This window comes from Pseudonocardia sp. UM4_GMWB1, assembly GCF_017312155.1.
GTDB classification, from domain to species: Bacteria; Actinomycetota; Actinomycetes; order Mycobacteriales; family Pseudonocardiaceae; genus Pseudonocardia; species Pseudonocardia alni.
Window position 1 is genome coordinate 4,266,548 of sequence record NZ_QJPN01000001.1, and the last position, 23,444, is coordinate 4,289,991.

26 protein-coding genes and 1 pseudogene are annotated in these 23,444 nt (G+C 75.0%); 10 read left to right on the forward strand and 17 right to left on the reverse strand.

Translation table 11 applies throughout. The features are described from left to right. Positions 1-104: 104 nt before the first annotated feature. The 5 genes from DMP15_RS19840 to DMP15_RS19860 are packed head-to-tail and all read right to left on the reverse strand — an operon-like array spanning position 105 to position 4,861. A complete protein-coding gene (locus tag DMP15_RS19840; RefSeq protein ID WP_073573875.1) occupies positions 105-743 on the reverse strand; it encodes a DUF2461 domain-containing protein in 639 nt (212 codons plus the stop codon). Continuing rightward, complete coding sequence (gene lgt / locus DMP15_RS19845; RefSeq protein WP_253068745.1) at positions 740-1,672, reverse strand: prolipoprotein diacylglyceryl transferase; 933 nt, start codon at positions 1,670-1,672, stop codon at positions 740-742. Before lgt ends, DMP15_RS19840 begins: the two co-directional genes overlap by 4 nt. 3 nt (positions 1,673-1,675) lie before the next feature. Next, a complete protein-coding gene (trpC, locus tag DMP15_RS19850) occupies positions 1,676-2,545 on the reverse strand; it encodes an indole-3-glycerol phosphate synthase TrpC (RefSeq protein ID WP_301549202.1) in 870 nt (289 codons plus the stop codon). 49 nt (positions 2,546-2,594) lie between these two features. Next, on the reverse strand, positions 2,595-3,245 hold the full coding sequence (locus DMP15_RS19855; protein WP_083658010.1) for a Trp biosynthesis-associated membrane protein: 651 nt from the start codon (positions 3,243-3,245) through the stop codon (positions 2,595-2,597). Beyond that, positions 3,242-4,861 carry an anthranilate synthase component I gene (locus DMP15_RS19860; protein ID WP_301549201.1) on the reverse strand — a complete coding sequence of 540 codons (1,620 nt, stop codon included), beginning with the start codon at positions 4,859-4,861 and terminating at the stop codon, positions 3,242-3,244. Before DMP15_RS19860 ends, DMP15_RS19855 begins: the two co-directional genes overlap by 4 nt. A gap of 57 nt (positions 4,862-4,918) precedes the next feature. Between DMP15_RS19860 and DMP15_RS19865 the strand changes: the two genes are divergently transcribed. After that, complete coding sequence (locus tag DMP15_RS19865; protein WP_337826286.1) at positions 4,919-5,566, forward strand: TetR/AcrR family transcriptional regulator; 648 nt, start codon at positions 4,919-4,921, stop codon at positions 5,564-5,566. Here DMP15_RS19865 and DMP15_RS19870 read toward each other — a convergent pair. Beyond that, positions 5,524-6,182: pseudogene (locus tag DMP15_RS19870) on the reverse strand (response regulator). The gene DMP15_RS19865 and the pseudogene DMP15_RS19870 sit on opposite strands and share 43 nt — an antisense overlap. Positions 6,183-6,454: 272 nt before the next feature. Here DMP15_RS19870 and DMP15_RS19875 point away from each other — a divergent pair. From DMP15_RS19875 to DMP15_RS19890, 4 genes are all read left to right on the forward strand, one after another. Continuing rightward, positions 6,455-7,135 carry a GntR family transcriptional regulator gene (locus DMP15_RS19875; protein ID WP_073573879.1) on the forward strand — a complete coding sequence of 227 codons (681 nt, stop codon included), beginning with the start codon at positions 6,455-6,457 and terminating at the stop codon, positions 7,133-7,135. A 35-nt stretch (positions 7,136-7,170) separates the two neighbouring features. Beyond that, positions 7,171-7,488 carry a hypothetical protein gene (locus DMP15_RS19880; protein WP_083658011.1) on the forward strand — a complete coding sequence of 106 codons (318 nt, stop codon included), beginning with the start codon at positions 7,171-7,173 and terminating at the stop codon, positions 7,486-7,488. Then, positions 7,485-8,963 (forward strand): sodium:solute symporter family protein, encoded by a 1,479-nt coding sequence (locus DMP15_RS19885; protein WP_073573880.1) that lies wholly within the window; start codon positions 7,485-7,487, stop codon positions 8,961-8,963. The genes DMP15_RS19880 and DMP15_RS19885 overlap by 4 nt, the downstream gene beginning before the upstream one ends. 95 nt (positions 8,964-9,058) lie before the next feature. Then, entirely contained in the window at positions 9,059-9,976 is a 918-nt protein-coding gene (locus tag DMP15_RS19890; protein ID WP_073573881.1) for an oxygenase MpaB family protein, read from the forward strand. Between the two features lie 4 nt (positions 9,977-9,980). On the opposite strand, the gene DMP15_RS19895 is transcribed toward DMP15_RS19890, so the two are convergent. From DMP15_RS19895 to priA, 4 genes are all read right to left on the reverse strand, one after another. After that, positions 9,981-10,184: a hypothetical protein gene (locus tag DMP15_RS19895; RefSeq protein WP_179760327.1), complete on the reverse strand. Its 204-nt coding sequence runs from the start codon at positions 10,182-10,184 to the stop codon at positions 9,981-9,983. 84 nt (positions 10,185-10,268) lie between these two features. Continuing rightward, positions 10,269-10,652: a phosphoribosyl-AMP cyclohydrolase gene (hisI, locus tag DMP15_RS19900; RefSeq protein ID WP_179760328.1), complete on the reverse strand. Its 384-nt coding sequence runs from the start codon at positions 10,650-10,652 to the stop codon at positions 10,269-10,271. Continuing rightward, positions 10,649-11,422 (reverse strand): imidazole glycerol phosphate synthase subunit HisF, encoded by a 774-nt coding sequence (gene hisF / locus DMP15_RS19905; protein ID WP_100880268.1) that lies wholly within the window; start codon positions 11,420-11,422, stop codon positions 10,649-10,651. Before hisF ends, hisI begins: the two co-directional genes overlap by 4 nt. Further along, the gene (gene priA, locus DMP15_RS19910) at positions 11,422-12,171 is read right to left on the reverse strand and encodes a bifunctional 1-(5-phosphoribosyl)-5-((5-phosphoribosylamino)methylideneamino)imidazole-4-carboxamide isomerase/phosphoribosylanthranilate isomerase PriA (protein ID WP_337826287.1); all 750 of its coding nucleotides are present in this window, start codon (positions 12,169-12,171) and stop codon (positions 11,422-11,424) included. The genes hisF and priA overlap by 1 nt, the downstream gene beginning before the upstream one ends. Positions 12,172-12,208: 37 nt before the next feature. Here priA and DMP15_RS19915 point away from each other — a divergent pair, with 37 nt between their 5' ends. Genes DMP15_RS19915 through DMP15_RS19925 form a run of 3 tightly spaced genes read left to right on the forward strand, consistent with a single transcriptional unit; the run spans position 12,209 to position 14,643 of the window. Then, the gene (locus tag DMP15_RS19915) at positions 12,209-12,991 is read left to right on the forward strand and encodes a DNA-formamidopyrimidine glycosylase family protein (protein ID WP_073573886.1); all 783 of its coding nucleotides are present in this window, start codon (positions 12,209-12,211) and stop codon (positions 12,989-12,991) included. A gap of 37 nt (positions 12,992-13,028) precedes the next feature. Then, entirely contained in the window at positions 13,029-13,715 is a 687-nt protein-coding gene (locus DMP15_RS19920) for an SDR family NAD(P)-dependent oxidoreductase (RefSeq protein WP_073573887.1), read from the forward strand. Between the two features lie 55 nt (positions 13,716-13,770). Next, positions 13,771-14,643: a DUF1707 SHOCT-like domain-containing protein gene (locus DMP15_RS19925; protein WP_073573888.1), complete on the forward strand. Its 873-nt coding sequence runs from the start codon at positions 13,771-13,773 to the stop codon at positions 14,641-14,643. Positions 14,644-14,656: 13 nt separating this feature from the next. Here DMP15_RS19925 and hisH read toward each other — a convergent pair whose 3' ends face one another. Further along, on the reverse strand, positions 14,657-15,292 hold the full coding sequence (gene hisH / locus DMP15_RS19930; RefSeq protein ID WP_073573889.1) for an imidazole glycerol phosphate synthase subunit HisH: 636 nt from the start codon (positions 15,290-15,292) through the stop codon (positions 14,657-14,659). A gap of 61 nt (positions 15,293-15,353) precedes the next feature. Continuing rightward, a complete protein-coding gene (locus DMP15_RS19935) occupies positions 15,354-16,247 on the reverse strand; it encodes an FtsX-like permease family protein (RefSeq protein WP_337826288.1) in 894 nt (297 codons plus the stop codon). Here DMP15_RS19935 and DMP15_RS19940 point away from each other — a divergent pair. Continuing rightward, a complete protein-coding gene (locus tag DMP15_RS19940) occupies positions 16,231-16,470 on the forward strand; it encodes a hypothetical protein (protein ID WP_167379028.1) in 240 nt (79 codons plus the stop codon). The two genes, DMP15_RS19935 and DMP15_RS19940, sit on opposite strands and share 17 nt — an antisense overlap. Here the strand turns inward: DMP15_RS19940 and DMP15_RS19945 are convergent. From DMP15_RS19945 to hisD, 4 genes are read right to left on the reverse strand one after another with little or no spacing between them, the layout of a single operon-like run. Then, positions 16,437-17,489: an LLM class flavin-dependent oxidoreductase gene (locus DMP15_RS19945; protein WP_253068972.1), complete on the reverse strand. Its 1,053-nt coding sequence runs from the start codon at positions 17,487-17,489 to the stop codon at positions 16,437-16,439. The two genes, DMP15_RS19940 and DMP15_RS19945, sit on opposite strands and share 34 nt — an antisense overlap. Positions 17,490-17,525: 36 nt before the next feature. Beyond that, positions 17,526-18,125 (reverse strand): imidazoleglycerol-phosphate dehydratase HisB, encoded by a 600-nt coding sequence (hisB, locus tag DMP15_RS19950; protein ID WP_208623216.1) that lies wholly within the window; start codon positions 18,123-18,125, stop codon positions 17,526-17,528. A gap of 11 nt (positions 18,126-18,136) precedes the next feature. Then, positions 18,137-19,258, reverse strand: a complete 1,122-nt coding sequence (locus DMP15_RS19955; RefSeq protein WP_073573894.1) for a histidinol-phosphate transaminase — start codon at positions 19,256-19,258, stop codon at positions 18,137-18,139. After that, complete coding sequence (gene hisD, locus DMP15_RS19960; RefSeq protein ID WP_337826289.1) at positions 19,255-20,583, reverse strand: histidinol dehydrogenase; 1,329 nt, start codon at positions 20,581-20,583, stop codon at positions 19,255-19,257. The genes DMP15_RS19955 and hisD overlap by 4 nt, the downstream gene beginning before the upstream one ends. A gap of 93 nt (positions 20,584-20,676) precedes the next feature. On the opposite strand from hisD, the gene DMP15_RS19965 reads away from it, so the two are divergent. Beyond that, positions 20,677-21,879: a winged helix DNA-binding domain-containing protein gene (locus tag DMP15_RS19965; protein WP_337826290.1), complete on the forward strand. Its 1,203-nt coding sequence runs from the start codon at positions 20,677-20,679 to the stop codon at positions 21,877-21,879. A 9-nt stretch (positions 21,880-21,888) separates the two neighbouring features. On the opposite strand, the gene DMP15_RS19970 is transcribed toward DMP15_RS19965, so the two are convergent. Continuing rightward, positions 21,889-23,415 carry a hypothetical protein gene (locus DMP15_RS19970; protein WP_179760342.1) on the reverse strand — a complete coding sequence of 509 codons (1,527 nt, stop codon included), beginning with the start codon at positions 23,413-23,415 and terminating at the stop codon, positions 21,889-21,891. Positions 23,416-23,444: the final 29 nt, after the last annotated feature.

Below are 23,444 nucleotides of genomic sequence, written 5' to 3' on the forward strand. Positions count from 1 at the left end.
CGGCCCGTCCGCTGTGTTCGTACCCCGGCCGTCGTCCGGATCACCGCGCAGGTTGTCGACCGTGTCACGGAAACCCGTCGGGCGCCGCCCGGACCGTCGGCGGGTCAGCGGCGCGGGAGCTCGCTGGGACCGACGTGGTCGTCGAGCCACTCGGTGACCGGGCGGGAGGCCCGCCACACCGCGCGGACCCGGTCCCGGGCCCGCGGGCCGTGCAGCACGTCGTCCGGCGGCCAGTTCCGCGACACGTAGAGCCCCTTGTGCCGCAGCAGGTCCAGCCGCGGATGGCCGGGGTCGGTGCCGCGCGGGCGGGTCTTGAGCGTCGCGCCGTCGACGGTGAGCCCGGCGGCGCGGGCGGTGTCGAGCCGGGCCCGCAGGTCCTCGCCGCGGCGCTGGTCGTCGACGCTCTCGCGGTAGCGGGTCAGCTGGTCGGTCGCCATGTAGTAGTAGCCGCCCGCGGCGAGCATCCCGTCCGCGGACACCTCGACGTAGAACGGCTCGGCGAAGCCGCCGCAGTGGGTCTTGTACGGCGTCTTGTCCGCGGCGAAGCGCACGTCGCGGTAGGGCCGGAACACCTTGCCCGCCCCGAACTCCGGTTCGAGGTCGGCGAGCAGCGCCGTCATCGGGCCGCGGACGTCGCTCTCGTAGACCTCGCGCTGGTCGGTCCAGTACGCCCGGGAGTTGTCGGCGAGCAGGCCGTCGTAGAACTCGACGGCGCCGTCGCCGAAGCCCGCGAACGCGCTCACGCGTCCTCGCGCTCCTGGGGCGTGCCCTGCTCCCCGGGAGCGGTGGTGTCCTCCGGCTCGGGCGCGACGAACTCCTCGCGGCCGCGCCGGGCGAACGCGACGTAGAGCACCGCCCCGACGAACACGACGGCCGAGACGACGACGTTGATCCGGACGTCGCCGAACACGCGGGTCGCCGGATCCGTGCGCATGAGCTCGATGAAGAACCGGCCGAGGGTGTAGCCCGCGACGTAGAGCGCGAACACCTTGCCGTGGCCGAGCCGGAACCGGCGGTCGGCCAGCACGATCAGCGCGGCGACGACGAGGTTCCACAGCAGCTCGTAGAGGAAGGTGGGGTGCACGACCGCGATCGGCGTGGGGTCGAGCGCGACGCCGCCGAGCGGGTCGTCCAGCCCGGTCGCGGGGTCGACCCGGCGGTAGATCTCCAGGCCCCAGGGCAGCGTGGTCGGGCCGCCGTAGAGCTCCTGGTTGAACCAGTTCCCGAGCCGCCCGATCGCCTGGGCGACGATGATGCCGGGCGCGACCGCGTCGGCGAACAGCGGCAGCGGGACGCCGTGGCGGCGGCAGCCGATCCAGGCCCCGACCCCGCCGAGCGCGATGGCGCCCCAGATCCCGAGCCCGCCGTTCCAGATCTCCAGCGCACCCCACGGGTTGCCGCCGGGGCCGAAGTAGGTCCGCCAGTCGGTGGCGACGTGGTAGAGCCGCCCGCCGAGCAGGCCGAACGGCACCGCCCACACCGCGACGTCGAGCACCGTCCCGGCCCGCCCGCCGCGCGCCTGCAGCCGACGCTCGCCCCACCACAGGGCGACCGCGATGCCGGCGATGATGCACAGCGCGTACGCCCGGATCGGGACCGGGCCGAGGTGCCAGACACCGCGGTCCGGGCTGGGGATGGACGTCGGGAGCGCCGCGGCGAGCGTGACGAGCACGGCTCAGCCGCCGTTGCGGCTGCAGGACGGGTGGAACCCGGCCGCGACCAGCCCGCGCACCGCGGCCGACGGGTCACCGCTGGTCACCAGGCCCTCGCCCACCAGCACCGCGTCGGCTCCCCAGCCCGCGTAGGTGAGCAGGTCACCGGGGCCACGGACGCCGGACTCGGCGACCTTGAGCACGTGCGACGGCAGCCCGGGGGCGATCTCACCGAAGACCGACCGGTTCACCTCGAGGGTGTGCAGGTTGCGGGCGTTCACCCCGATCAGGGTGGCGCCGGCCTCCAGGGCGCGGTCGCACTCCTCCTCGGTGTGCACCTCGACCAGCGGGGTCATCCCGAGCGACTCGACGCGGTCGAGCAACGAGGCGAGCACCGGCTGCTCCAGCGCGGCGACGATCAGCAGTACGACGTCCGCGCCGTGCGCGCGGGCCTCGTGCACCTGGTACGGCGTGACGACGAAGTCCTTGCGCAGCAGCGGGGTGTCGACCCGGGCGCGGACGGCGTCGAAGTCGGCCAGCGAGCCGCCGAAGCGGCGCTGCTCGGTGAGCACGCTGATCACCCGCGCACCGTTGGCGGAGTAGGCCTCGGCGAGGTCGGCCGGGTCGGGGATGTCGGCGAGCGACCCCTTCGACGGGCTGGCCCGCTTCACCTCGGCGATGACGCCGACACCCGGCTCGCGCAGGGCCGCCATCGCGTCCCGCGGCGGCGGCGCGGCCGCGGCCCGCCGTTTGATCTCGGCGAGGTCGACGACGCTCTCGCGCTCGGCGAGGTCCTCCCGGACTCCGTCCACGATGGACTCGAGGACGCTGGGTACGCGACCCGGTGTCCCGTTCGGGTGTCCGGCAGTACCGGCAGTGCCCGTAGTGCTCACAGGGCCGACTCCTCCTCCGCTCGCGCGTCGCCCGGACGTCGAGGTCATGCTAGTTCTCCCCCTCACGCGGGCCGACGGTCGGGTCGCCGCCGGCGTCGAGCCGTTCCCAGGCCGCCCGGTCGGGGTCGGCCGGTGTCGTGGCCGCCTGCGTCCCCGGTGCGGCGTACCGGGCGCCGAGCCGCGGCAGCCGCGGCTCGCGGACCACCAGCAGCACCGCCGCGGCGAGCGCGACGACCCCGCCGGCGACGGCCAGCCAGGGCCACGGCGTCGCCGAGACCGCACCGGAGCCCGCGGGGGCGTTCGGGGCGGTCAGCCCGGAACGGGCCGAGGCCAGCTCCACCGCCGACGGCGGCACGGCGACCAGCCGCAGGGTCAGCACCACCGCGGCCGCCCCGGCGAGCCCGACCAGCACGCCCAGCACGCGGCGGGCGATCCCGGACAGCGCGACCAGCGCGGCGACGGCCGCCACCAGCAGCGCCGCGACCGCGGTGACGGCGGGCTGCAGCTGCGCGCCGGTGGCGCCGAGCTCGACGGTGCCGCGGGTCGCGGTGGGCACCTCCAGCACGAACCACTCGGCCGCACCGGCACCCCACAGCGCACCGGCGCCGAGCAGCAGGCCGAGCACGGTCAGGCCGAGTGCCCGCCGGTCGGTGCGGCCCGCCGTGGGCGCGGCGGCGCCGTCGTCGCCGGGCGCCGTCACGCGCTGCCCGGGACCGGCGGGGGTGACATGGACCCGGCCGCGGCGACGGCCGAGAGCACCGCCCGGGCCTTGTTCAGGCACTCCATGTCCTCCGCGGCCGGGTCGGAGTCGGCGACGATCCCACCGCCCGCCTGCACGTACGCGGTCCGGTTGCGGATCATCGCGGTGCGGATGGCGATCGCGGTGTCGGCGTTGCCCGCGAAGTCGAGGTAGCCGACGATGCCGCCGTACTGACCGCGCCGGGTCGGCTCCAGCCGGTCGATGACCTGCATGGCCCGCACCTTCGGCGCCCCGGACAGGGTGCCGGCCGGGAAGCAGGCGACGACGGCGTCGAACGCGGTGCGGTCGCCGCGCAGCAGCCCGGTCACCGTCGACACCAGGTGCATGACGTGGCTGTAGCGCTCGATCTCGAAGAAGTTCCGCACGGTCACCGTGCCGGGCTCGCACACCCGGCCGAGGTCGTTGCGGCCGAGGTCGACGAGCATCAGGTGTTCGGCGCGCTCCTTCTCGTCGCCGCGCAGCTCCTTCTCCAGGAGCTGGTCCTCCTCGTCGGTCGCGCCGCGCCAGCGGGTGCCCGCGATGGGGTGCGTGGTGGCACGCCCGTCGAGCACGCTGACCAGCGCCTCCGGGCTGGACCCGACGATGGAGAACGGCGGCCCGCCCGCCGCGTCGTCGAGACGCAGCAGGTACATGTACGGACTCGGGTTCGTGGTGCGCAGGATCCGGTAGACCTCGAGCGGGTCGGCGTCGCACTCCATCTCGAAGCGCTGCGAGAGCACGATCTGGAACGCCTCGCCGGCGCGGATCTGCTCCTTGGCGTCCTCGATCGCGGCGTGGTGCTGCTCGGGGGTGCGCCGGCGGAGGAACTCCGGGCGGGTCGGGGTGTACACCGCGACCGAGCTGGGCGCGGGCACGGCGAGCTCGCCGGTCATCCGGTCCAGCCGGGCGACGGCGTCGTCGTAGGCCTGGTCGACGCGCTCGTCGGTGGCGTCCCAGTTGATCGCGTTCGCGATCAGGGTGACGGTGCCCTCGTGGTGGTCGAGCGCGGCCAGGTCGGTGGCCAGCAGCATGACCAGCTCGGGCAGCGCCAGGTCGTCGACGGCGGGGTCGTCCGGGTCCGCGATGCGCTCGACGCGGCGGACGATGTCGTAGCCGAGGTAGCCGACCATGCCGCCGGTCAGCGGCGGGAGCCCGGGCAGCGGCTCGGAGTGCAGCTCGGTGACCACGGTGCGCAGCGCGTCGAGCGGGTCGCCGGTGGTGGGCAGGCCGTCGGGCACCTCCCCGGTCCAGACCAGCTCGCCGTCGACGGCGGTGAGCGCGGCGGCGCTGCGAGCCCCGACGAACGACCACCGCGACCAGGACCGGCCGTTCTCGGCGGACTCCAGCAGGAACGTGCCCGCGGTCCCGCCCGCGAGCTTGCGGTAGACCCCGACCGGGGTCTCGTCGTCGGCCAGCAGCCGCCGGGTCACCGGGATGACCCGGTGCGCGCGCGCCAGCTCCCGGAACTCCTCACGGGTGGGGCTCACCGCGCCCAGGGCGGCGGCCGCGGGAGCCGCGGGGGCGGGGGCCCCGGTCGTCGTCGCGCCACCGGATGCGTTCTGGGTCCGCTGGGTCATGCGACTCATTGTCCCCGAGCAGTGACGGCCGCCCTCGCGCGGGTGAGGATGGGGCGCATGACCGATCCGAGCGCCACCGCACCCCCGGACCCGGGGGCGTCGCCACGGCGTCGTGGCCGCCGGTCCGGCGGCGCGGACACCCGCGCCGGGCTGCTCGCGGCCGCCCGCGCCGAGTTCGCCGACCGCGGCTTCGACGGCGCCACGGTCCGCCGGATCGCCGATCGGGCCGGGGTGGACCCGGCCATGGTGAACCACTGGTTCGGCGGCAAGCAGAAGCTGTTCCTCGCCGCGCTGGACCTGCCGGTCGACCCCGGACGGATCCGGCGGATGGTGCTGGACGGCCCCGCCGACCGGGTCGGCGAGCGGATCGTGCGGGGGTTCCTGACGGTCTGGGACACCGGCGGCGGCGCCCCGATGGCGGCGGTGCTGCGCAGCGTCGCGGGTCACGACATCGCGGCCCGGATGCTGCGTGAGTTCGTCGGCGGCGCGATCCTGCGCCCGGTCACCCGGGCGCACTCCCCCGACCGGCCCGACGAGCGGGGCGCGCTCGTCGGCTCCCAGCTGATCGGGCTCGGCATGATGCGCTACGTGGTGCGGCTGGAGCCGCTGGCCTCGGCGCCGCGCGAGGACGTCGTCGCCGCGGTCGGGCCGACCGTGCAGCGCTACCTGACCGGGAACCTGGGGTCGACGAACCCCGAGGAGTAGGCGGCGACGACGGCCTGGGTCCGGCCCCGCGACCCGGTCTTGGCCAGCACCGCGGCGACGTCGGTCGTCACCGTGCCCACGTCGAGCGCCAGCTCCCCGGCGATCTCGGCGTCGGACAGCCCGCGCGCCATCAGTCGCAGCACGCCGCCCTCGCGCGCGGTCAGCCCGGCGGCGGCGAGCCGGTCGCCGTCGTCGGTGGCGAACCCGGCCACGAGCTCGCGCACCGCCGCCGGGAACAGCAGCGACTCCCCCGCGGCGACCGTGTGCACGGCCCGGACCACGTCGCGCGGCGGGGTCCGCTTCAGCAGGAAGCCACCGGCCCCGCGTCCAGGACGTGCCGGTCGTGGCCGAAGGTGGTGAGCACCAGCACCCGGGGCGGGCCGGGGCGGCGCAGCAGCGCCCGGGCCGCGGTGCCGCCGCCGACGGCGGGCATGCGGACGTCCATCACCACGACGTCCGGCGCCAGCCGACCGGCCAGGCCCGGCACCTCGGCGCCGTCGGCGCTCTCGCCGAGGACGGTGATGCCGGGGTCGGCATCGAGCACCGCGCGCAGACCGGTACGGATCGGCGCATCGTCGTCGACCAGCAGGACGCCGATGCTCGCGTCACCCGTCATCGCTCCCCCCGGGGCCCGTCCCCGCCCTACCGCGCCCGTCGGTGTGTCCCCGTCCCGCCACGCCGACGTGCCGGCGACGGGTCCGCCCCACATCCACGGCGACGATCGTCGCAGATCGAGACGGTCCCGGGACCCGCCGCGGAAGCGCGGCGGGCGGGAGCGACCGACGTCTCGTACACAATCGACGCCGCCGGCGCGGCGAAAGCGGCACCAGTCCCTTGATAAGGATCTTCCGCCCTCCTACTTTGTACACAATCACGAAGGGGTGGGTGATGACGGCGAACCACGGAGCACCCGCGGTCGACCGCGTGCACACCGCTCTGCGGGCCGAGATCCTCGACGGTGTGCGCCCCGCGGGGTCCCGGTTGCGGGAGGAGGAGATCGCCGAGGCCCACGGCACCAGTCGCACCCCCACCCGGGAGGCGATCCGTCGCCTCGCCGCCGACGGTCTGGCCGAGCTGACCCCACGACGCGGCGCCGTCGTACTGGCGTGGGACGACGACGACCTCGACGAGCTGTTCGACCTGCGCGTGCTGCTCGAGGGCCACGCGGCGGCCCGCGCGGCAGTCTCCGGGCGGGCCGACCTCGCGCGGATGCGGGATCTGTGCGCGGCGATGGAGGCCGTCGAGGACCCGCCCGATCACGCCGAGATCACCCGTCTCAATCTGGCGCTCCACCACGAGATCCACCGGGCAGGCGGGCGGCGCGCCCTGCGTGAGCTGGTCGGACGAGTGGTCGAGGCCCCGCTGGTACGGACGACCTTCCGCCGCTACACCGCCGAGCGGCTGGCCCGCAGTTTCGCCCAGCATCGCGAGCTCGTGGCAGCCCTCGCCGCCCGCGACCCCGAGTGGGCCCGCGCCGTCATGACCGCGCACCTCCGCGCGGCCCGCGAGGTCGTCCGCGACCGCGCAGGCCCTCCCGACCGGACCGCGGCCGCCGACCGGCGGCCGTGACCACCGACTCTCCGCCGACGACGACGAGGAGCACCGTGGACCAGCACCACCCCACCGCCGACAGTGCCGAGACCACACCACCCGATCCCGTCATCGTCCCCGGCGGCCGCGAACCGGTGCGCCGACCGTGGCTGTTCGCCGTGCTGCTGGTGATCGTGCTGGCCGGTACCCCGCTCTGGTACCCGACCGGGACGATCCGGCCCGTCGTTCTCGGGGTGCCGCTCTGGTTCGCGATCTCCGTGGCGAGCACGTTCGCCTTCGCGGCGTTCGTCTCCTGGATCTGCTTGCGGCAGTGGAACCTGGTCGAACCGGCCGAAGAGGCGGCCCTGCGGAGCGGGGAGGCCGACCGGTGACCGAGCTCGTCTTCGCCGGCCCGAGCGGGGTGGCCATCCTCTGCGTCTACGCCGTCGTGATGCTGCTGATCGGGTGGTACGCGGGCCGCGGCGGATCCACCGGCACAGCACGCGGCTACTTCACCGCGGGTGGCGGCCTCGGCATGGTGACGCTGTTCTTCACCCTCTACGCGACCCAGTACAGCGGGAACTCCGTCGTCGGGTACCCGCCCCAGGCGTACCGGTCGGGCTTCCTGTGGTGGCAGTCGGTCCCTTTCATGATCGCCGTCATCGCGGTGTACCTGCTGTTCGCACCCCGTCTGTACGTCGTGGCGAAGCAGAGGGGTTTCGTCACGCCGACCGACTTCGTGCGGGACCGGTTCGGCTCGACGAAGCTGTCACTGCTCACCGTGGCCCTGATGCTGTGGGGACTCGGCAACTACGTGCTGGAGCAGCTGGTCGCCATGGGCCACGGCATCGCCGGGCTGACCGGCGAGACGATCCCCTACGAGGTCGGCGTGATCGGCTTCATCGTCATCATGCTGGTCTACTCGTGGACCGGTGGGATGCGTGCCGTGGCCATGACCGACGTCCTCCAGGGCATCGCCATGCTGGTCGGGATCGGCGCCCTCCTGACCGGGGTGGTGACGCTGACCGGCGGGCTCGGCACCCTCACCACGTACCTGACCGAGACCTCACCGGAGCTGGTCGGCGTCCCGGGCACCACGGACGCCGTCAACTGGCTCGCGATGATCGTGATGATCGGTTTCGGGGCTGCGGTCTACCCGCACGCGATCCAGCGGGTGTACTCCGCCCGCAGCGAGCGGACGCTGAAGCGGTCCCTGGCGCTGATGGCCTGGATGCCGCTGGCCACGACCGGGGTCGTGTTCGTCGTCGGCATCGCCGGCCTGCAGCTGTTCCCCGGCCTGGACACCGGTGCGTCCGAACAGCTCGTCGGTCTGATCGCCAACGAGGTCGCGGCCCAGAACACGGTCTTCTACCTGCTGATGATCCTCCTGTTCGGCGGTGTCGTGTGCGCCATCGTCTCGACGGCGGACTCCGCGGTGCTGGCGTTCTCCTCGATCGTGGCGGGCGACCTCTACGGCCGCCACGTCGCACCCGGGGCCACCGACCGACGCAAGGTACTGGTCGGCAAGCTCGTCGGTGTCGCGATGGTGTTCGGCCTGCTCGCCATCGCCTGGAACCCGCCCGGCACGCTGTTCAGCATCTTCGTGCTGAAGTTCGAACTCATCGTCCAGCTCGCCCCGGTCTTCATCCTCGGGTTGTACTGGAGGCGGATGGCGCCCGGCCCCACGTTCTGGGGGATGCTCGCCGGGGCCGTCGTCGCGGGTGGCGCCACGCTGCTCGACCTCGGGCCGTTCGGGGGCGTCCCCGCCGGGCTGGTCGGGCTCGCCGCCAACGTCGTCATCTGCGTCGTCGGATCGATGGCGGTCACCCGCACCCCGCGCACCCAGCGGATGGGCGCCGTCATCTGACCGACGGTGCCGCGGCCGGCGGACGATCCGGGCACCGTCGGTCGGGTGCCGCGGGACCGGTGGCCGCCGTCCGGGCCCGGCCGCACACTGGACCCATGGTCGATCTCTCCGCCCGGCTCCCCGACGCCGTCACCGACCGGCTCGCGGCCCTGCGGTCGCGGGTCGGGTCGGCGGTGTTCAGCCGGGTCGCCGGGGACGAGGGCTCCGGCCGGCGCGCCCGCATCCTCGGCGCCGAGGGACCGCGCTGGTTCGCCGAGGACGCCGCCATCCGGACGGTGCACGGCGACGCGTCGATGTTCGTCGGCGGGCTGCGGGCGCTGCTGTTGCAGTCCCTGCACCCGCTGGCCATGGCCGGGGTCGCCGGGCACTCCGGGTTCCGCGGCGACCCGTGGGGACGACTGCAGCGCACCTCGTACTTCCTGGCCGCGACGACGTTCGGGCCGGCCGAGGAGGCCGAGCGGGTGATCGCGCGGATCAAGCGGGCCCACGTCCACGTCCGCGGGACCGCGCCGGACGGGCGCCCGTACTCGGCGTCGGACCCGCACCTGCTGCGCTGGGTGCACGTCGCCGAGATCGACAGCTTCCTCACCGCGCACGACCGCTACGGCAGCACCCCGCTCGACGCCGCGGGCCGCGACGCCTACGTGGCCGACACCGCACGCGTCGCCCGCGAGCTGGGCGTGCCGGACCCGCCCGAGTCCACCGCGGAGCTGCGGGCACAGCTCGACGGCTACCGGCCCGAGCTGGCCGGGACCCCCGCGGCCCGCGACGCCGCGCGGTTCCTGTTGTGGGAGCCGCCGCTGCCGCTCTCCGCGCGGGTGCCCTACTCGGTGCTGGCCGCCGCGTCGGTGGGACTGATGCCGCGCTGGACGCGGCTGCCGCTGCGGCTGCCGTGGCTGCCCGTCGCCGAGGCCACCGTGGTGCGGGCCGGGGGGCACGCGATCACCGCCGGGATCCGGTGGGTCACCTCGGCACCCGCCCAGCCGCCACCGATGCCGCCGGTGCACCCGTGAGCGGTCAGACCCCGCCCCCGCCTCCGAGCCGGGTCACGAGGTAGGTCCGTTCCTGCTCCTCGCGGCGTGCCTCGGCCTCGGCCAGCGACTCCGGGATCGGGTCCGTGTCGTGCTCGGCGACCCACTGCTCCGGACGGATCGGCTCGGGCATGGTCCGCCAGCGGGCACGCGGGTCGTCGCCGTCCTGCGCGTTCTCTTCGGGATCCATCTCCCGAGGGTGCCCGATCCGCCCCGTCGTCGCACCGGGGGACTCACACCCGGGCGCCGTCCCCGGCGAGCAGGACGTCGGTGCTCATGCGCCGTCCCCGGCGAGCAGGACGTCGGTGTCGAAGCAGGTCCGGGTCCCGGTGTGGCAGGCCGGGCCCTCCTGGTCGACGACCACGAGCACGGCGTCGCCGTCGCAGTCCAGCCGCACCTCGTGCACGTGCTGCACGTGCCCGGAGGTGCCGCCCTTGACCCAGTACTCCTGACGCGAGCGCGACCAGTACGTGCCCCGGCCGGTGGTCAGCGTACGGTGCAGCGCCTCGTCGTCCATCCAGCCGACCATCAGCACCTCACCGGCGCGGGACTGGACGACGGCGCAGACCAGGCCGTCGGCGTCGCGCTTGAGCCGGGCCGCGACCGCCGGGTCCAGCGCGGACTCGGCCGCGGAGACGCGCACGCTCTGTGCGGTCATCGGATCTCGACCCCCTCGCCCCGCAGCGCGTCCTTGACCTCGCCGATCCGGAGCTGTCCGAAGTGGAACACGCTGGCGGCGAGCACCGCGTCCGCCCCGGCGCGCACGGCCGGGCCGAAGTGCTCGACCGCGCCGGCACCGCCGGAGGCGATCACCGGGACGTCGACGACCTTCCGGACCGCGGTCAGCATCTCCAGGTCGAACCCGGCGCGGGTGCCGTCGGCGTCCATCGAGTTGAGCAGGATCTCCCCGACGCCGAGCTCCTGGCCGCGCCGGGCCCACTCGACGGCGTCGATCCCGGCGGAACGGCGCCCGCCGTGCGTGGTGACCTCCCAGCCCGACGGTTGCGGCTCCCCGCCCTCGGGGACGCGACGTGCGTCGACCGACAACACGATGCACTGGCTGCCGAAGCGCCGCGACATCTCGTGCAGCAACGTGGGCCGGGCGATCGCGGCGGTGTTCACCGAGACCTTGTCCGCGCCCGCGCGGAGCATCCGGTCGACGTCGTCGGGGGTGCGGATGCCGCCGCCGACGGTCAGCGGGATGAACACCTGCTCGGCGGTGCGGCGTACCACGTCGATCATGGTGCCGCGCTCCGACGACGACGCGGTGACGTCGAGGAAGGTCAGCTCGTCGGCGCCCTCGGCGTCGTAGACCCGCGCCATCTCGACCGGGTCGCCCGCGTCGCGGAGCTCCTTGAAGTTGACGCCCTTCACCACGCGCCCGGCGTCGACGTCCAGGCAGGGGATGACGCGGACCGCGACGCCCATCAGGCGCTCACCGCGTCGACGGCCTCGATCGCCTCGGGCAGGGTGAACCGGCCGGCGTAGAGCGCCTTGCCGATGATCGATCCCTCGATGTTCACCCCGGTCGCAGCGACCTCGGCCAGCCGCACCAGGTCGGCGACCTCGGAGATCCCGCCGGAGGCGATCACCGGGGCCGTGGTGGCCGTCGCGACCTCGGTCAGCAGCTCGACGTTCGGGCCCTGGAGGGTGCCGTCCTTGGAGACGTCGGTGACGATGTAGCGGGTGGCGCCGTCGGCGTCGAGGCGGGCGAGGACCTCCCAGAGGTCGCCGCCGTCGGAGGTCCAGCCGCGCCCCGCGACCCGGCGCCTGCCGTCGATCATCTTGACGTCGAGGCCGATCGCGATCTTCTCGCCGTGCTCGGCGAGGACCCTGCGGCACCACTCGGGCTGCTCCAGCGCCGCGGTGCCGAGGTTGAGCCGGGCCGCGCCGGTGGACAGCGCGCGCTCCAGGGACTCGTCGTCGCGGATGCCGCCGGACAGCTCGACCCTCAGGTCGAGCTTCCCGACCACCTCGGCCAGCAGCTCGGCGTTCGAGCCGCGGCCGAACGCCGCGTCGAGATCGACCAGATGGACCCACTCGGCGCCGCCGGACTGCCAGTTCAGGGCCGCCTCCAGGGCCGAGCCGTAGCCGGTCTCGGTGCCGGCCTCGCCCTGCACCAGCCGAACGGCCTGCCCGTCGACGACGTCCACCGCGGGAAGCAACGTGAAGCTCACCGCGCCAGGGTATCCGCGCCGCTCGTAGCCTCCGGGGGTGGCCGAGGGGGACAGCATCTTCCGGCTCGCGGCGCGGCTGGACGCGGCCACCGCGGGCGCGGTGATCGCACGCTCCGACGTGCGCCACCCCCGCTTCGCCGGCGCCGACCTCGCCGGGGAGGAGATCACCGGCTGGGCGCCGCGCGGCAAGCACCTGCTGGCCCGCACCGCGGGCGGCTGGACCGTGCACTCGCACCTGCGGATGTCCGGGCGGTGGTCGGTGCTGCGGCCCGGGAGGCGGCTCCCCCGCGCCGTCGCGGCCGACCTGCGGATCGCGCTGCACCTCGTCGACGGCCGCACCGTGGCCGGGATCGGGCTGCCGGTGCTGGCCGTACTCCCGACCCGCGACGAGCACACCGTCGTCGGGCACCTGGGCCCGGACCTGCTCGGCGGCACCTTCGACGGCGACGCGGCCCTCGCCCGGCTGCGCGCCGACCCCGGCCGGGCGGTGCTGGCGGCGCTGCTGGACCAGCGCGTCGTCGCCGGGCTGGGGAACATGTGGGCCCAGGAGCTGCTGTTCCTGGAGCGGATCTCCCCGTGGCGGGAGTGTTCCGCGGTCTCCGACCCCGGCACCCTCCTCGGGCGCGGCCGCGCGCTGCTGCGCGACGCGGTCGTCCGCAACCCCGCGCAGAACACCACCGGCCGGGTCCGGCCGCCGCACTTCGTCTACGGCCGTTACCGGCGGCCCTGTCTGCGCTGCGGGACCGCGGTGGCGTTCGCGCCGCCGGAGCGCACCCCGCACGGTCGCGAGACCTGGTGGTGCCCGCGCTGCCAGCGGTGAGCGCGCGGCCGTCGCCGGTTCGCCCTACCGTCGGATCATGGAACTCTCCGGGGCGCGGACGCTGGTGGTCGGGGCGACGGGTGTGCTGGGCGGCGCGCTCACCGAGGCGCTGCGCGACCAGGGCGCGACGCTCGCGCTGGCGGGCCGCACCGATCCCTCCGGGACCGGCGGCGAGCCCACGTTCACCGTCGACGCACTCGACCTGGAGCGCTGCGCCGCCGTCGTCGACGAGGCGGCGGACGCCCTGGGCGGGCTGGACCTGGTGCTCGTCGCGATCGGGGTGGCCGGGTTCGGGGAGGAGTCGGAGAACGACGTCGTCACCGAGCACCTGCTGACGGTCAACACACAGGCGCCGATGGCGATCGGCCGGGCCGCGCTCGCGCACCTCACCGACTCCGGTGGCACGCTCGCGATGATCTCGGCGATCCTGGCCGACGTTCCGACGCCGGGGATGGCGGCCTACTCGGCGTCCAAGGCGGCGCTGTCGGCGTGGCTGACCGCGACCCGCGGTGGCGTGCGCAAGCAGGGCGTGCGGGTGCTCGACGTACGGCCGCCGCACATCGAGACCGGGCTCGCCGACCGCGCCGTCGCCGGGACGGTGCCGTCCGGCATCAGAGCGGGTTCCGACGTCGCGACGCTCGTCGGACAGGTGCTCGAGGCGCTGCGCTCGGACAGGCGGACGGTGACCTTCGACCTGCGCTCCGGGGAGTACGCGCTGGGCTGAGGCGCGTTCCGCGGAACGGCCACGGTCGTCGTGCGCGGTCGTCACACTCGCCGCCGTGCCTTCCCTCCGTTCCCGCAAGCGGGCCCGTGACTCCGACCGGACCGCGACCTGCGACCGGCTCGACGTCGCCTTCGCCGAGGGCCAGATCGACGGCGTCGAGCACCGGACCCGGGTCGCCGCCGCGCTGCGGGCGGCGCACATCGGTGACCTCACCACGCTCACCGCTGACCTGCAGCTTCCCGGCGTCGCGCGAGTACGGCGAGGGCCGTCGCCGGCCCGGAGCGTGGCGGCCTCCCCCACACGGCCGGACCGGGACGCGCCGGGCTACTGGCCGGTGCGGATCGGGGTGGCCGTCGCGCTGGACGCGGCGATGGCCGTCGCGCACGCCGTCGTCTCCCGTCCGGTGCACCGGCCACCAGTGCCGCCTCCCACGGCGGCCGCGCCCGTCCCCGTCACCGCCCCGGTCGTCGTCGAGCCGGTCGATCTGCGGACCGACCGGGGACTGACCGAGTTGGTCGCGGCCGTCCGCCGCGTCTCGGGTGGCACCGTCGTCGACTCGCTGTCGGTACGCGGCCCCGACGACGGCGGGGTTCGGATCGCCGAGCCGGGGAACCCGCGCGCGGACCGGACCTACACCTGGACGCCGGGGGCCGGGCTCACGAGGCTCGACGTCGTGTCCGCGATCGCCCGTGACCCCGATCAGCGCACCGTCGACCTGGGCGACCTCGACACGACCGCCCTCGCGGGGCTGCTCGCCGGCGCACCTCGCGCGACCGGTGTGCCCGGCGCCCGCTCCGTGCGGCTGATGGTGTTCGACCCCGGCTCGGGCCCGGCCGTCGAGATCACCTGCACGGACGGCTCGGCACGGCGCGGCACGGTGACCGCGCGACCCGACGGCAGTGGGGTCGCGGTGTTCGCCGCGTCCTGACCGGGCGACCCGTTCAGCCCGTGACCGACCGCAGCCAGTTCTCCAGGACCGCGGCGCCGGCGTCACCGGACTTCTCCGGGTGGAACTGGGTCGCCGACAGCGGCCCGTTCTCCACCGCGGCGACGACGTCCTCGCCGTGGTGGGTCCAGGTGACCTTCGGCGGGGCGATCGCGTGCGAGGGCTCCAGGGTCCAGCGCCGGACGCCGAACGAGTGCACGAAGTAGAAGCGGGTGTCGGCGTCCATCCCCGCGAACAGGATGGACTCCTCCGGCATGCGGACGGTGTTCCAGCCCATGTGCGGCAGCACGTCGGCCTGGATCCGCTCGACCGTGCCGGGCCACTCGCCGCAGCCCTCGGTGTCCTCGTCGAACTCGACGCCACGCTCGAACATGATCTGCATGCCGACGCAGATCCCGAGGACCGGGCGGCCGCCGGCGAGCCGACGCCCGATGATCTGCGGGCCACGGACGGCGTGCAGGCCCTGCATGCACGCCGCGAAGGCGCCCACCCCGGGGACGACGAGACCGTCGGCCTCGGTCGCCGCGTCGAAGTCGGACGTCACGGTGACGTCCGCGCCGACGCGTTCGAGGGCGCGCTCGGCGGAGCGCAGGTTCCCGGAGCCGTAGTCGAGGACGACGATGCGTGCCACGCGACCAGCGTAGTCGCCGCCTCGCGCGGCTCCCCGCGGCCCGGGGGCGGCGCCGTGATCATCAGTACCTGTGCGCTGCTCGGCCCGACCGGTGACGGCGCTCAGGTACTGATGATGACGATCGGACCGCGCGCGCCGCGGTCACCGCACCGGCGAGGACGGCGACGAGCAGGCACGTTCCGGCGGCGAGGGCGGTCACGCCGACGTCGGGCACCGGGGCCACCGCGGTGCCGGTGGCCGTTGACAGCCCTGAGGCGAGGGCGGCCAGGGGCGGCACGGCCACCGCCAGGCCGAGCACGATCCCGAGCGTCGCGGCCGTACCGGTCTCGACGGCGACGGTCGCGACGATCCGGGCCCGGGTAGCCCCGGCCGCGACGAGGACGGCCAGGTCGGCCCGCCGGGTCCCGGTGGCGGCCACGACGCCCGCCGCCACGGCCAGCGCGCCGTGGCCCGCCGACACCGCGACCAGCAGCGTCGCCAGCAGGCCGGTCAGCCGGGCGTCGACGGCGTACCCGGCGGCCGCGTGGGCCGCCGCGTCCCGCACGGTGACCCCGGCCGGTGGCGGGTCGGGCACCGCGCCCGCCGGCAGGAACGCCGTGCGGGTGAGGGCCGCCGGATTGTGCGCGCGCACCTGGGAGCGGTCGACGACGAGGTCTCCGCGCTGCTCGTCGGGTGGCAGGATGCGCGCGACCCGCAGCGGAACGACACTGCCGTCGGCGAACCGGGCGTCGAGAATCGCGCCCCCGGCGAGGCCGAGCGCGGCGGCCGTCGGGCTGGACAGGACCACCTCCCCCGGCTGCACCAGGCCGGGGTCGGCGGTCCCGACCGCGTCGACGGCGGTCGGTCCCGCAGGTCCTCCGACGACGAGCACGGTCGGCAGCGGGATCCGGGCGCCGGGGACGGCGAGGGCATGGGCGACGTCGTCGGGCAGGCCGGGCGTGCCGTCGCGCTCCACGGTCACCTGCCCGGCGAGCTGTGCGGTCCGGGGGCTCGGGATGTTCGCCGCGTCGGAGGTAGCGGACCTGCCCCGGCCCGGGGCGGCCACCATCGGGCGGCACGCCGTCGACGGGCCGATGGGCCGGCTCGTCGAACCCGTGCTCCCCCTGGAGTTCGACGGCCGGCCCGCGCCGCTGCCCGGCCCGCCTCAGCTGCTGGGAACCGCCGCCGCCACCTGGTGACCGGCCGGCGCCCAGCCGATCGCCGGGGCGACCCGCTCGGCGATCGAGCGCAGCAGGTGCGCGTTGTACTCGACACCGAGCTGGTTGGGCACGGTGAACAGCACGTAGTCCGCCTCCCGCACGGCGACGTCCTCGGCGAGCTCGGCGGCGATCCGGTCCGGGTCGCCGACGTAGCTGCGGCCGAACCGGGACCGGGCGCCGTCGAGGACCCCGACCTGGTCGTCCTCGCCGCGCTCACCGAAGTAGCGGCGGTCGAGGTCGGTCGTGACCGGGATGACGCTGCGCGACACCGACACCAGCGGGGCGCGGTCGTGCCCGGCGGCGGCCCAGGCCTCGCGGTAGCGCAGGATCTGCTCGGCCTGCAGCCGGTCGAACGACTCGCCGGTGTCCTCGGTGAGCAGCGTCGAGCTCTGCAGGTTCATGCCCTGGGTCGCGGCCCACTCGGCGGTGGCCCGGGTCCCCGCGCCCCACCAGATCCGGTCGCCGAGGCCCGGGGACTGCGGCTGCACCGGCAGCGCGACGTGCCGCCCGCGGGTGCGGGACGGGTCGGCGGGTGCCACCCCGGCACCGCGGATCGCGGCGAGGAACACCTCGGCCTTGGCGCGGGCGGCGTCGGCGTGGGTCTGCCCGTCGGCGGGCCGGTACCCGAAGGCCTCGGCGCCGTTCAGCGCGATCTCGGGCGAGCCCCGGCTCACGCCGAGCTGCAGCCGCCCGCCGGAGAGCAGGTCGGTCGCGGCGGCCTCCTCGGCCATGTAGAGCGGGTTCTCGTAGCGCATGTCGATCACACCGGTGCCCATCTCGATCCGGCTGGTGGTCGCCGCGATCGCTGCGAGCAGCGGGAACGGCGCGGCCAGCTGGCGCTCGAAATGGTGCACGCGCACGAAGGCGCCGTCGATGCCGATGTCCTCCGCGGCACGCGCCAGCTCCACGGTCTGGCGCAGCGCGTCGGCGGCGGTGGGGGTCCGTGACCCGGGGACCTCTCCGTGGTGCCCGAACGACAGGAACCCGATCTTCGTCATGCCCTCTGCAACAGAAGTTGAGGGCTCAACATTCCGTCAGAGGGCGCCCTTGGTGGACGGCACCCCGGTGACCCGCGGGTCGGGCTCGGTCGCGGCCCGCAGCGCGCGGGCGACGGCCTTGAACTCGGCCTCGGTGATGTGGTGCGGGTCGCGGCCGTCGAGCACCCGGACGTGCAGGGCGAGGTGCCCGTGGAAGGCCAGGGACTCGAACACGTGCTTGTTCAGCACGGTCGGGTAGTGCCCGCCGACGACGAAGCCGCGCATCATCTCCGGCTCGCCGGTGCACACGGTGTAGGGCCGGCCGGAGACGTCGACGACGGCCTGGGCGAGGGCCTCGTCCATCGGGATCCAGGCGTCACCGAAGCGGCGGATGCCCTTCTTGTCCCCCAGCGCCTGGCGGATCGCCTGTCCCAGCACGATCGCGACGTCCTCCACGGTGTGGTGGGAGTCGATCTCGATGTCGCCCTCGGCGTGCACGGACAGGTCGAAGCTGCCGTGCTTGCCGAACGCGTCGAGCATGTGGTCGAAGAACGGGACCGTGGTGGTGATGTCGGTGCGCCCGGTGCCGTCGAGGTCGATCTCGACGACGATGCGGGTCTCCTTGGTGACGCGTTCGACGCGTCCGATGCGGCTCACCTTGTCGGTCATCACAACAGCTCCTGGGTGGCGAGGTCGGTGGCGGCGGTGAGGAAGGCGTCGTTCTCCTCCGGCGTGCCCACGGTGACCCGCAGCCGCTCGGGGATGCCGACGTCGCGGATCAGCACGCCCTGGTCGAGGAACCCCTTCCAGGCGCGGCCGGCGTCGGCGAAGCGTCCGAAGAGGATGAAGTTGGCGTCGGAGGCGACGACGTCGTAGCCGGCGGCGGCCAGCTCGCCGGAGATCCGGTCCCGCTCGGCGGCGAGCAGCGCCACCGAGCCGAGGGTGGCCTCGGCGTGGCGGAGCGCGGCCCGCGCGGCGGCCTGCGACAGCACCGACAGGTGGTAGGGCAGTCGCACGAGCTGGAGTGCGTCGATCACCGCGGGCGCGGCGGCGAGGTAGCCCAGCCGACCGCCGGCGAAGGCGAACGCCTTGCTCATCGTCCGCGACACCACGAGCTTGTGGCCGTGCGTCGCCAGCAGGGTCGTGGCGCTCGGGCGGCCGGTGGCCTCGGCGAACTCGGCGTAGGCCTCGTCGACGACGACCATGCCGGGGGCGGCGTCGACCAGCCGGGCCAGGTCGGCCGGGGCGACCGACTGCCCGGTCGGGTTGTTCGGGCTGGTCACGAACGTGACGTCCGGGGCCTTCTCGGCCAGGACGGTGACGGCCGCGTCGATGTCGAGGGTGAAGTCGTCGCGGCGCGGCACCGGGACGAACTCGGTCTGCGTACCGGAGGCGAGGATCGGGTGCATCGAGTAGCTGGGCACGAAGCCGAGCGCGGTCCGGCCGGGACCGCCGAAGGTCTGCAGGATCTGCTGGAGGATCTCGTTGGACCCGTTCGCGGCCCACAGGTTCGCCGTGGTCAGCTCGACCCCGGTCTGCCGGGACAGGTAGGCGGCGAGATCGCCCCGCAGCGCGACGAGGTCGCGGTCGGGGTACCGGTGCAGCTCACGGGCCGCCTCCTCCACCGAGGCGGCGACGTCGGCGACAAGCTCGGGCGGCGGCGGGTACGGGTTCTCGTTGGTGTTGAGCCGCACCGCGACGTCGAGCTGCGGCGCGCCGTACGGGCTCTTCCCGCGCAGGTCCTCGCGCAGCGGCAGGTCCGCGAGCCGGACCGTCGACCCGGCGGTCACGCCCCGGCCCCCTCGAACCGGGCGGTCACGGCCTCGCCGTGGGCGGGCAGGTCCTCGGCGTTCGCCAGGGTCACGACCCGGCCGGCGACCTCGGCCAGCGCCGCGCGTCCGTAGTCGACGACGTGGATGCCGCGCAGGAACGTCGCCGTCGACAGCCCGCCGGAGTGCCGCGCGCAGCCCCCGGTCGGGAGCACGTGGTTCGACCCGGCGCAGTAGTCGCCCAGCGACACCGGCGACCAGGCCCCGACGAAGACCGCACCGGCGTTGCGGACCTTCGCCGCGTCGCCCCCGGAGTCGGCGGTCTGGATCTCCAGGTGCTCGGCGGCGTAGGCGTCGACGACGGCGACCCCGTCGGCGGTCGAGGACACCAGGATGACCCCGGACTGCGGCCCGGTCAGCGCGGTGCGCACCCGCTCGGTGTGCTTGGTCGCGCCGACCCGGGTCTCCAGCTCGGCCTCGACCCGCTCCACCAGCGCGTCGGAGGTCGTGACCAGCACCGATGCGGCGTTCGGGTCGTGCTCGGCCTGCGAGATGAGGTCCGCGGCGACGTGCGCGGCGTCCGCGGTGTCGTCGGCGAGGATCGCGATCTCGGTGGTGCCGGCCTCGGCGTCGATCCCGACCAGGCCACGCAGCATCCGCTTGGCCGCGGTGACGTAGACGTTGCCGGGGCCGGTGACCATGTCGACCGGCTCCAGCTCGGCGCCGTCGGTATCGGTGCCGCCGTAGGCCAGCAGCGCGACGCACTGGGCGCCGCCGACGGCCCACACCTCCTCGACGCCGAGCAGCGCGGCCGCCGCCAGGATCGTCGGGTGCGGGCGTCCGCCGAACTCCGCCTGCGCCGGGGAGGCGACGACCAGCGACTCCACGCCGGCCGCCTGCGCCGGGACCACGTTCATGATCACGCTCGACGGGTAGACCGCCAGCCCGCCCGGGGCGTAGAGCCCGACCCGGCGGACCGGGACGAACCGCTCGGTGACGGTGCCGCCGGGGACGACCTGGGTGACCACGTCGGGCCTGCGCTGCTCGGCGTGCACGATCCGGGCGCGCTCGATCGAGGTCTCCAGTGCCGCGCGCACGTCCGGGTCGAGATCGCGCAGGGCGGCGGAGATCGCCTCGGCCGGGACGCGCACGGTCTCCGGACGGACCCGGTCGAAGCGCTCGGTGGCGTCCAGCGCGGCGGCGGCGCCGCGGTCGCGCACGTCCTCCACCAGCGGGCGGGCACGCTCCAGAGCGGCGTCGATGTCCAGCTCGGCGCGCGGCATCATGCCGCGCAGGGTGGCCGGACGGGGCAGCGGTTCGGCTCGCAGGTCGAGGCGGCGGAGCATGGCCCCCAGGATACGGCGGCGGTCCGGCACGGTCCCATCCCGGCGGGGTGAGCCACGTCCTCGCCGTCGGTGGGCCGTGGCAGTCTCCGCGGCGTGACCCGCCACGTGAGCGACGCCGAACGCCGGGCCCGGCTGGTGACCCGGCACCGGCTCGCCCCGCACACCCGCACCGACGACGTCGTCGCGATCAGCGACGACCTGGTCGCGCTGCACTCCACCGACCCGGTCTCGGTGTACCTGTCGGCGGCGGCCCGGATGGCGACGCCGTCGCTGGCGCCGGTCGCGGCGGCGCTGCACGAGGACCGGACCCTGCTGCGCCACCACGCGATGCGCCGCACGCTGTGGGTGTTCAGTCGTGCCCACGCCGCCCTGGCCCACCACGCGGCCACCGTGGACGTCGCCGCGGTGCAGCGCCGTGACCTGCTGCGGCAGCTCGCGGCGGACGGCGTCGACGACCCGCAGGCCTGGTACGCCGAGGCCGCCGACCGGGTGCTGACGCTGCTGCGCGAGCACGGCCCGACCCCGGCCCGCGCGGTCGGCGCCGCGCTGCCCGACCTCGCCGCCCGGCGGGTCACGCTGCCCGGCGGCGGGACCCAGCCCGCGCACGGCCGGGTGCTGCTGGTGCTCGGCTTCGAGGGGCGGGTGCTGCGCGGCGAGCCGGTCGGGACCTGGGTCAACGGGCAGTACCGGTGGGCCGCCGCCGACGACTGGGTGCCCGGCGGCATCGGCGCTCCCCCGCCCGCCACCGCCGACGACGGCGTGCGCCGCGCCGCGGCGGCCGGGCTGGCCCGTGCCCACCTGCGCGCGTTCGGCCCGGCCACCCGCGACGACCTGCGGTGGTGGGCCGGCTGGACGGTCGCCACCACCCGCACCGCGCTGGCCGACGTCGGCGCCGTCGAGGTCGGGCTCGACGACGGCGGCACCGGTCACCTGCTCCCCGACGACCTCGACCCGGTCGCCGACCCCGGGCCGTCGGTGGCGCTGCTGCCGAGCCTGGACCCGACGACGATGGGGTGGAAGGCCCGCGGCTGGTACCTCGACCCGGCGCACGCACCGCTGCTGTTCGACCGCAACGGCAACGGCGGCCCCGCGGTCTGGGTGGACGGCGCCGTCGCCGGGACCTGGGTGCAGCGGCCCGACGGCGCCGTCGTGACCCGGCTGTTCGGCGACGTCGACCCAGCCGCCCGCCGGGCGGTCGACGACGCCGCGGAGCGCCTGCGGGCGTTGCTGGGCGGGGCGCGGGTCTCCGCCCGCTTCCCGGCCCCGGTGCAGTCGGAGCTGCTGGCGGGGCCGTGAGCCGGGTGCTCACCGCGGGAGGACGACCAGGTTGCCGGCTCCGCTCCACGGTGTGGCGACGTCGACCCCGTCGGGAAAGGTCCCACGCCGCATCACCAGCGTGCTCGTCCCGGGGGTGTACCGAGCAGGGCGCACGAAGAGGTAGTTGACCCGCAGCACGGCGCCCAGGACAGGGCCCGAGCGGTCGATCCGGTCCCGGACCCGCCCCAGCAGGGCGGCACGTTCGGACAACGGATCGTCGATCGCGCACCGGTCCTCACAGAAGAAGGCCAGCGCCCCGACCTCCCCCGCGCTGACGACCTTGCCGTGCAGCCCGCCCGCCACCCGTGCGTACTCCTCGGACGTCGCGTGGTTGGTGGAGATCGGCGCGATCCGCCAGCGCGCCCCGTCGTGCCCCGCGTAACCCGCCGAGAGGAGCACGAGCAGGACGACCGCCCCGCACCCCGCGCGGACCACGACCGGGGCGATCTCGGGCGCGTGCGCCCAGGCCCAGCCGGACACCGCGGCGAGCGCGAACACGACCAGTACCGACAGCGCACCGACAGCGGGACCGTAGTACCAGTGGTACGGCGCCGTGCCGAGCAAGCAGAAAACCAGCAGGTGCGCGGCGGAACCCGCGCCCAGCACCAGTGCGGGAACCGCGCGCACTCCCTGCGCGAACACCCACAGCACCCCGGCGACCACCCCGGCGACCGGACCGATCAGCGCGAGCGGGGTCGCCACGGGGAACACCCGGAGATAGAGACCGAGACCGTTGAGGACGGTCGTGCCACCCCAGTCCGCCCCCACCTTCCACAGCATCGTGTCGGGCACCGCCGACCCCAGGAGGATCCAGGCCAGCACGAACCACGGCAGGGCGGTCGCCGCCGCGGCGGCGAACACGACCTGGGCCCGGCGCATCAGCGCCGGCACCGCGGCCGTCGCGGCAACGACGACCACGGCCAGATCCGGGCGGGTGAGCACGAGCAGCCCGCCCAGCACCCCGGCCGCACCGGGCCGTCCCGCGGTCGCCGCCCAGCAGAGCCCGACCAGGAGCGCGACCGCGAGGTGGGTCTCCAGCCCGACGGTGGACAGCAGCAGCGGGTTCACCAGCACGACCGCCGCGGCCACGGGCCCGGTCCACACCGGCCAGCTCCGCACGGAGGCGGTCCTCGCCGCCCACCAGCCCGTCGCCGCGACGCAGAGCGCGAACACGACTCCCGCCGCCACGACCGGTTGCCGCACCACCGCTGCCACGGCCGCGAGCAGCAGCACGTTCAACGGCGAGGTCGCGGTGTGGGCGACACCGTCGAGGTTCACCCCCCAGTGCGCGTGGAACGCGAGGTTCCGGGCGTAGGTGAGGGTGATGTAGGCGTCGTCAACCAACGCCCCGGACACCAGCGGGAACACCGCGAGCGTGGTGACGCCCGCACCCGCCGCCACGAGCAACGGCACGGACGGCACGAGCGGCCGGAACGGACGGCGACGGCGCCGTGCCGGTGCAGCTGCCGTCCGGTACCGCAACGGGTCGGCGAACTCGGGGGGAGCGATGGCCATGCGGGATTGTGACACCATCGCCCAAGATC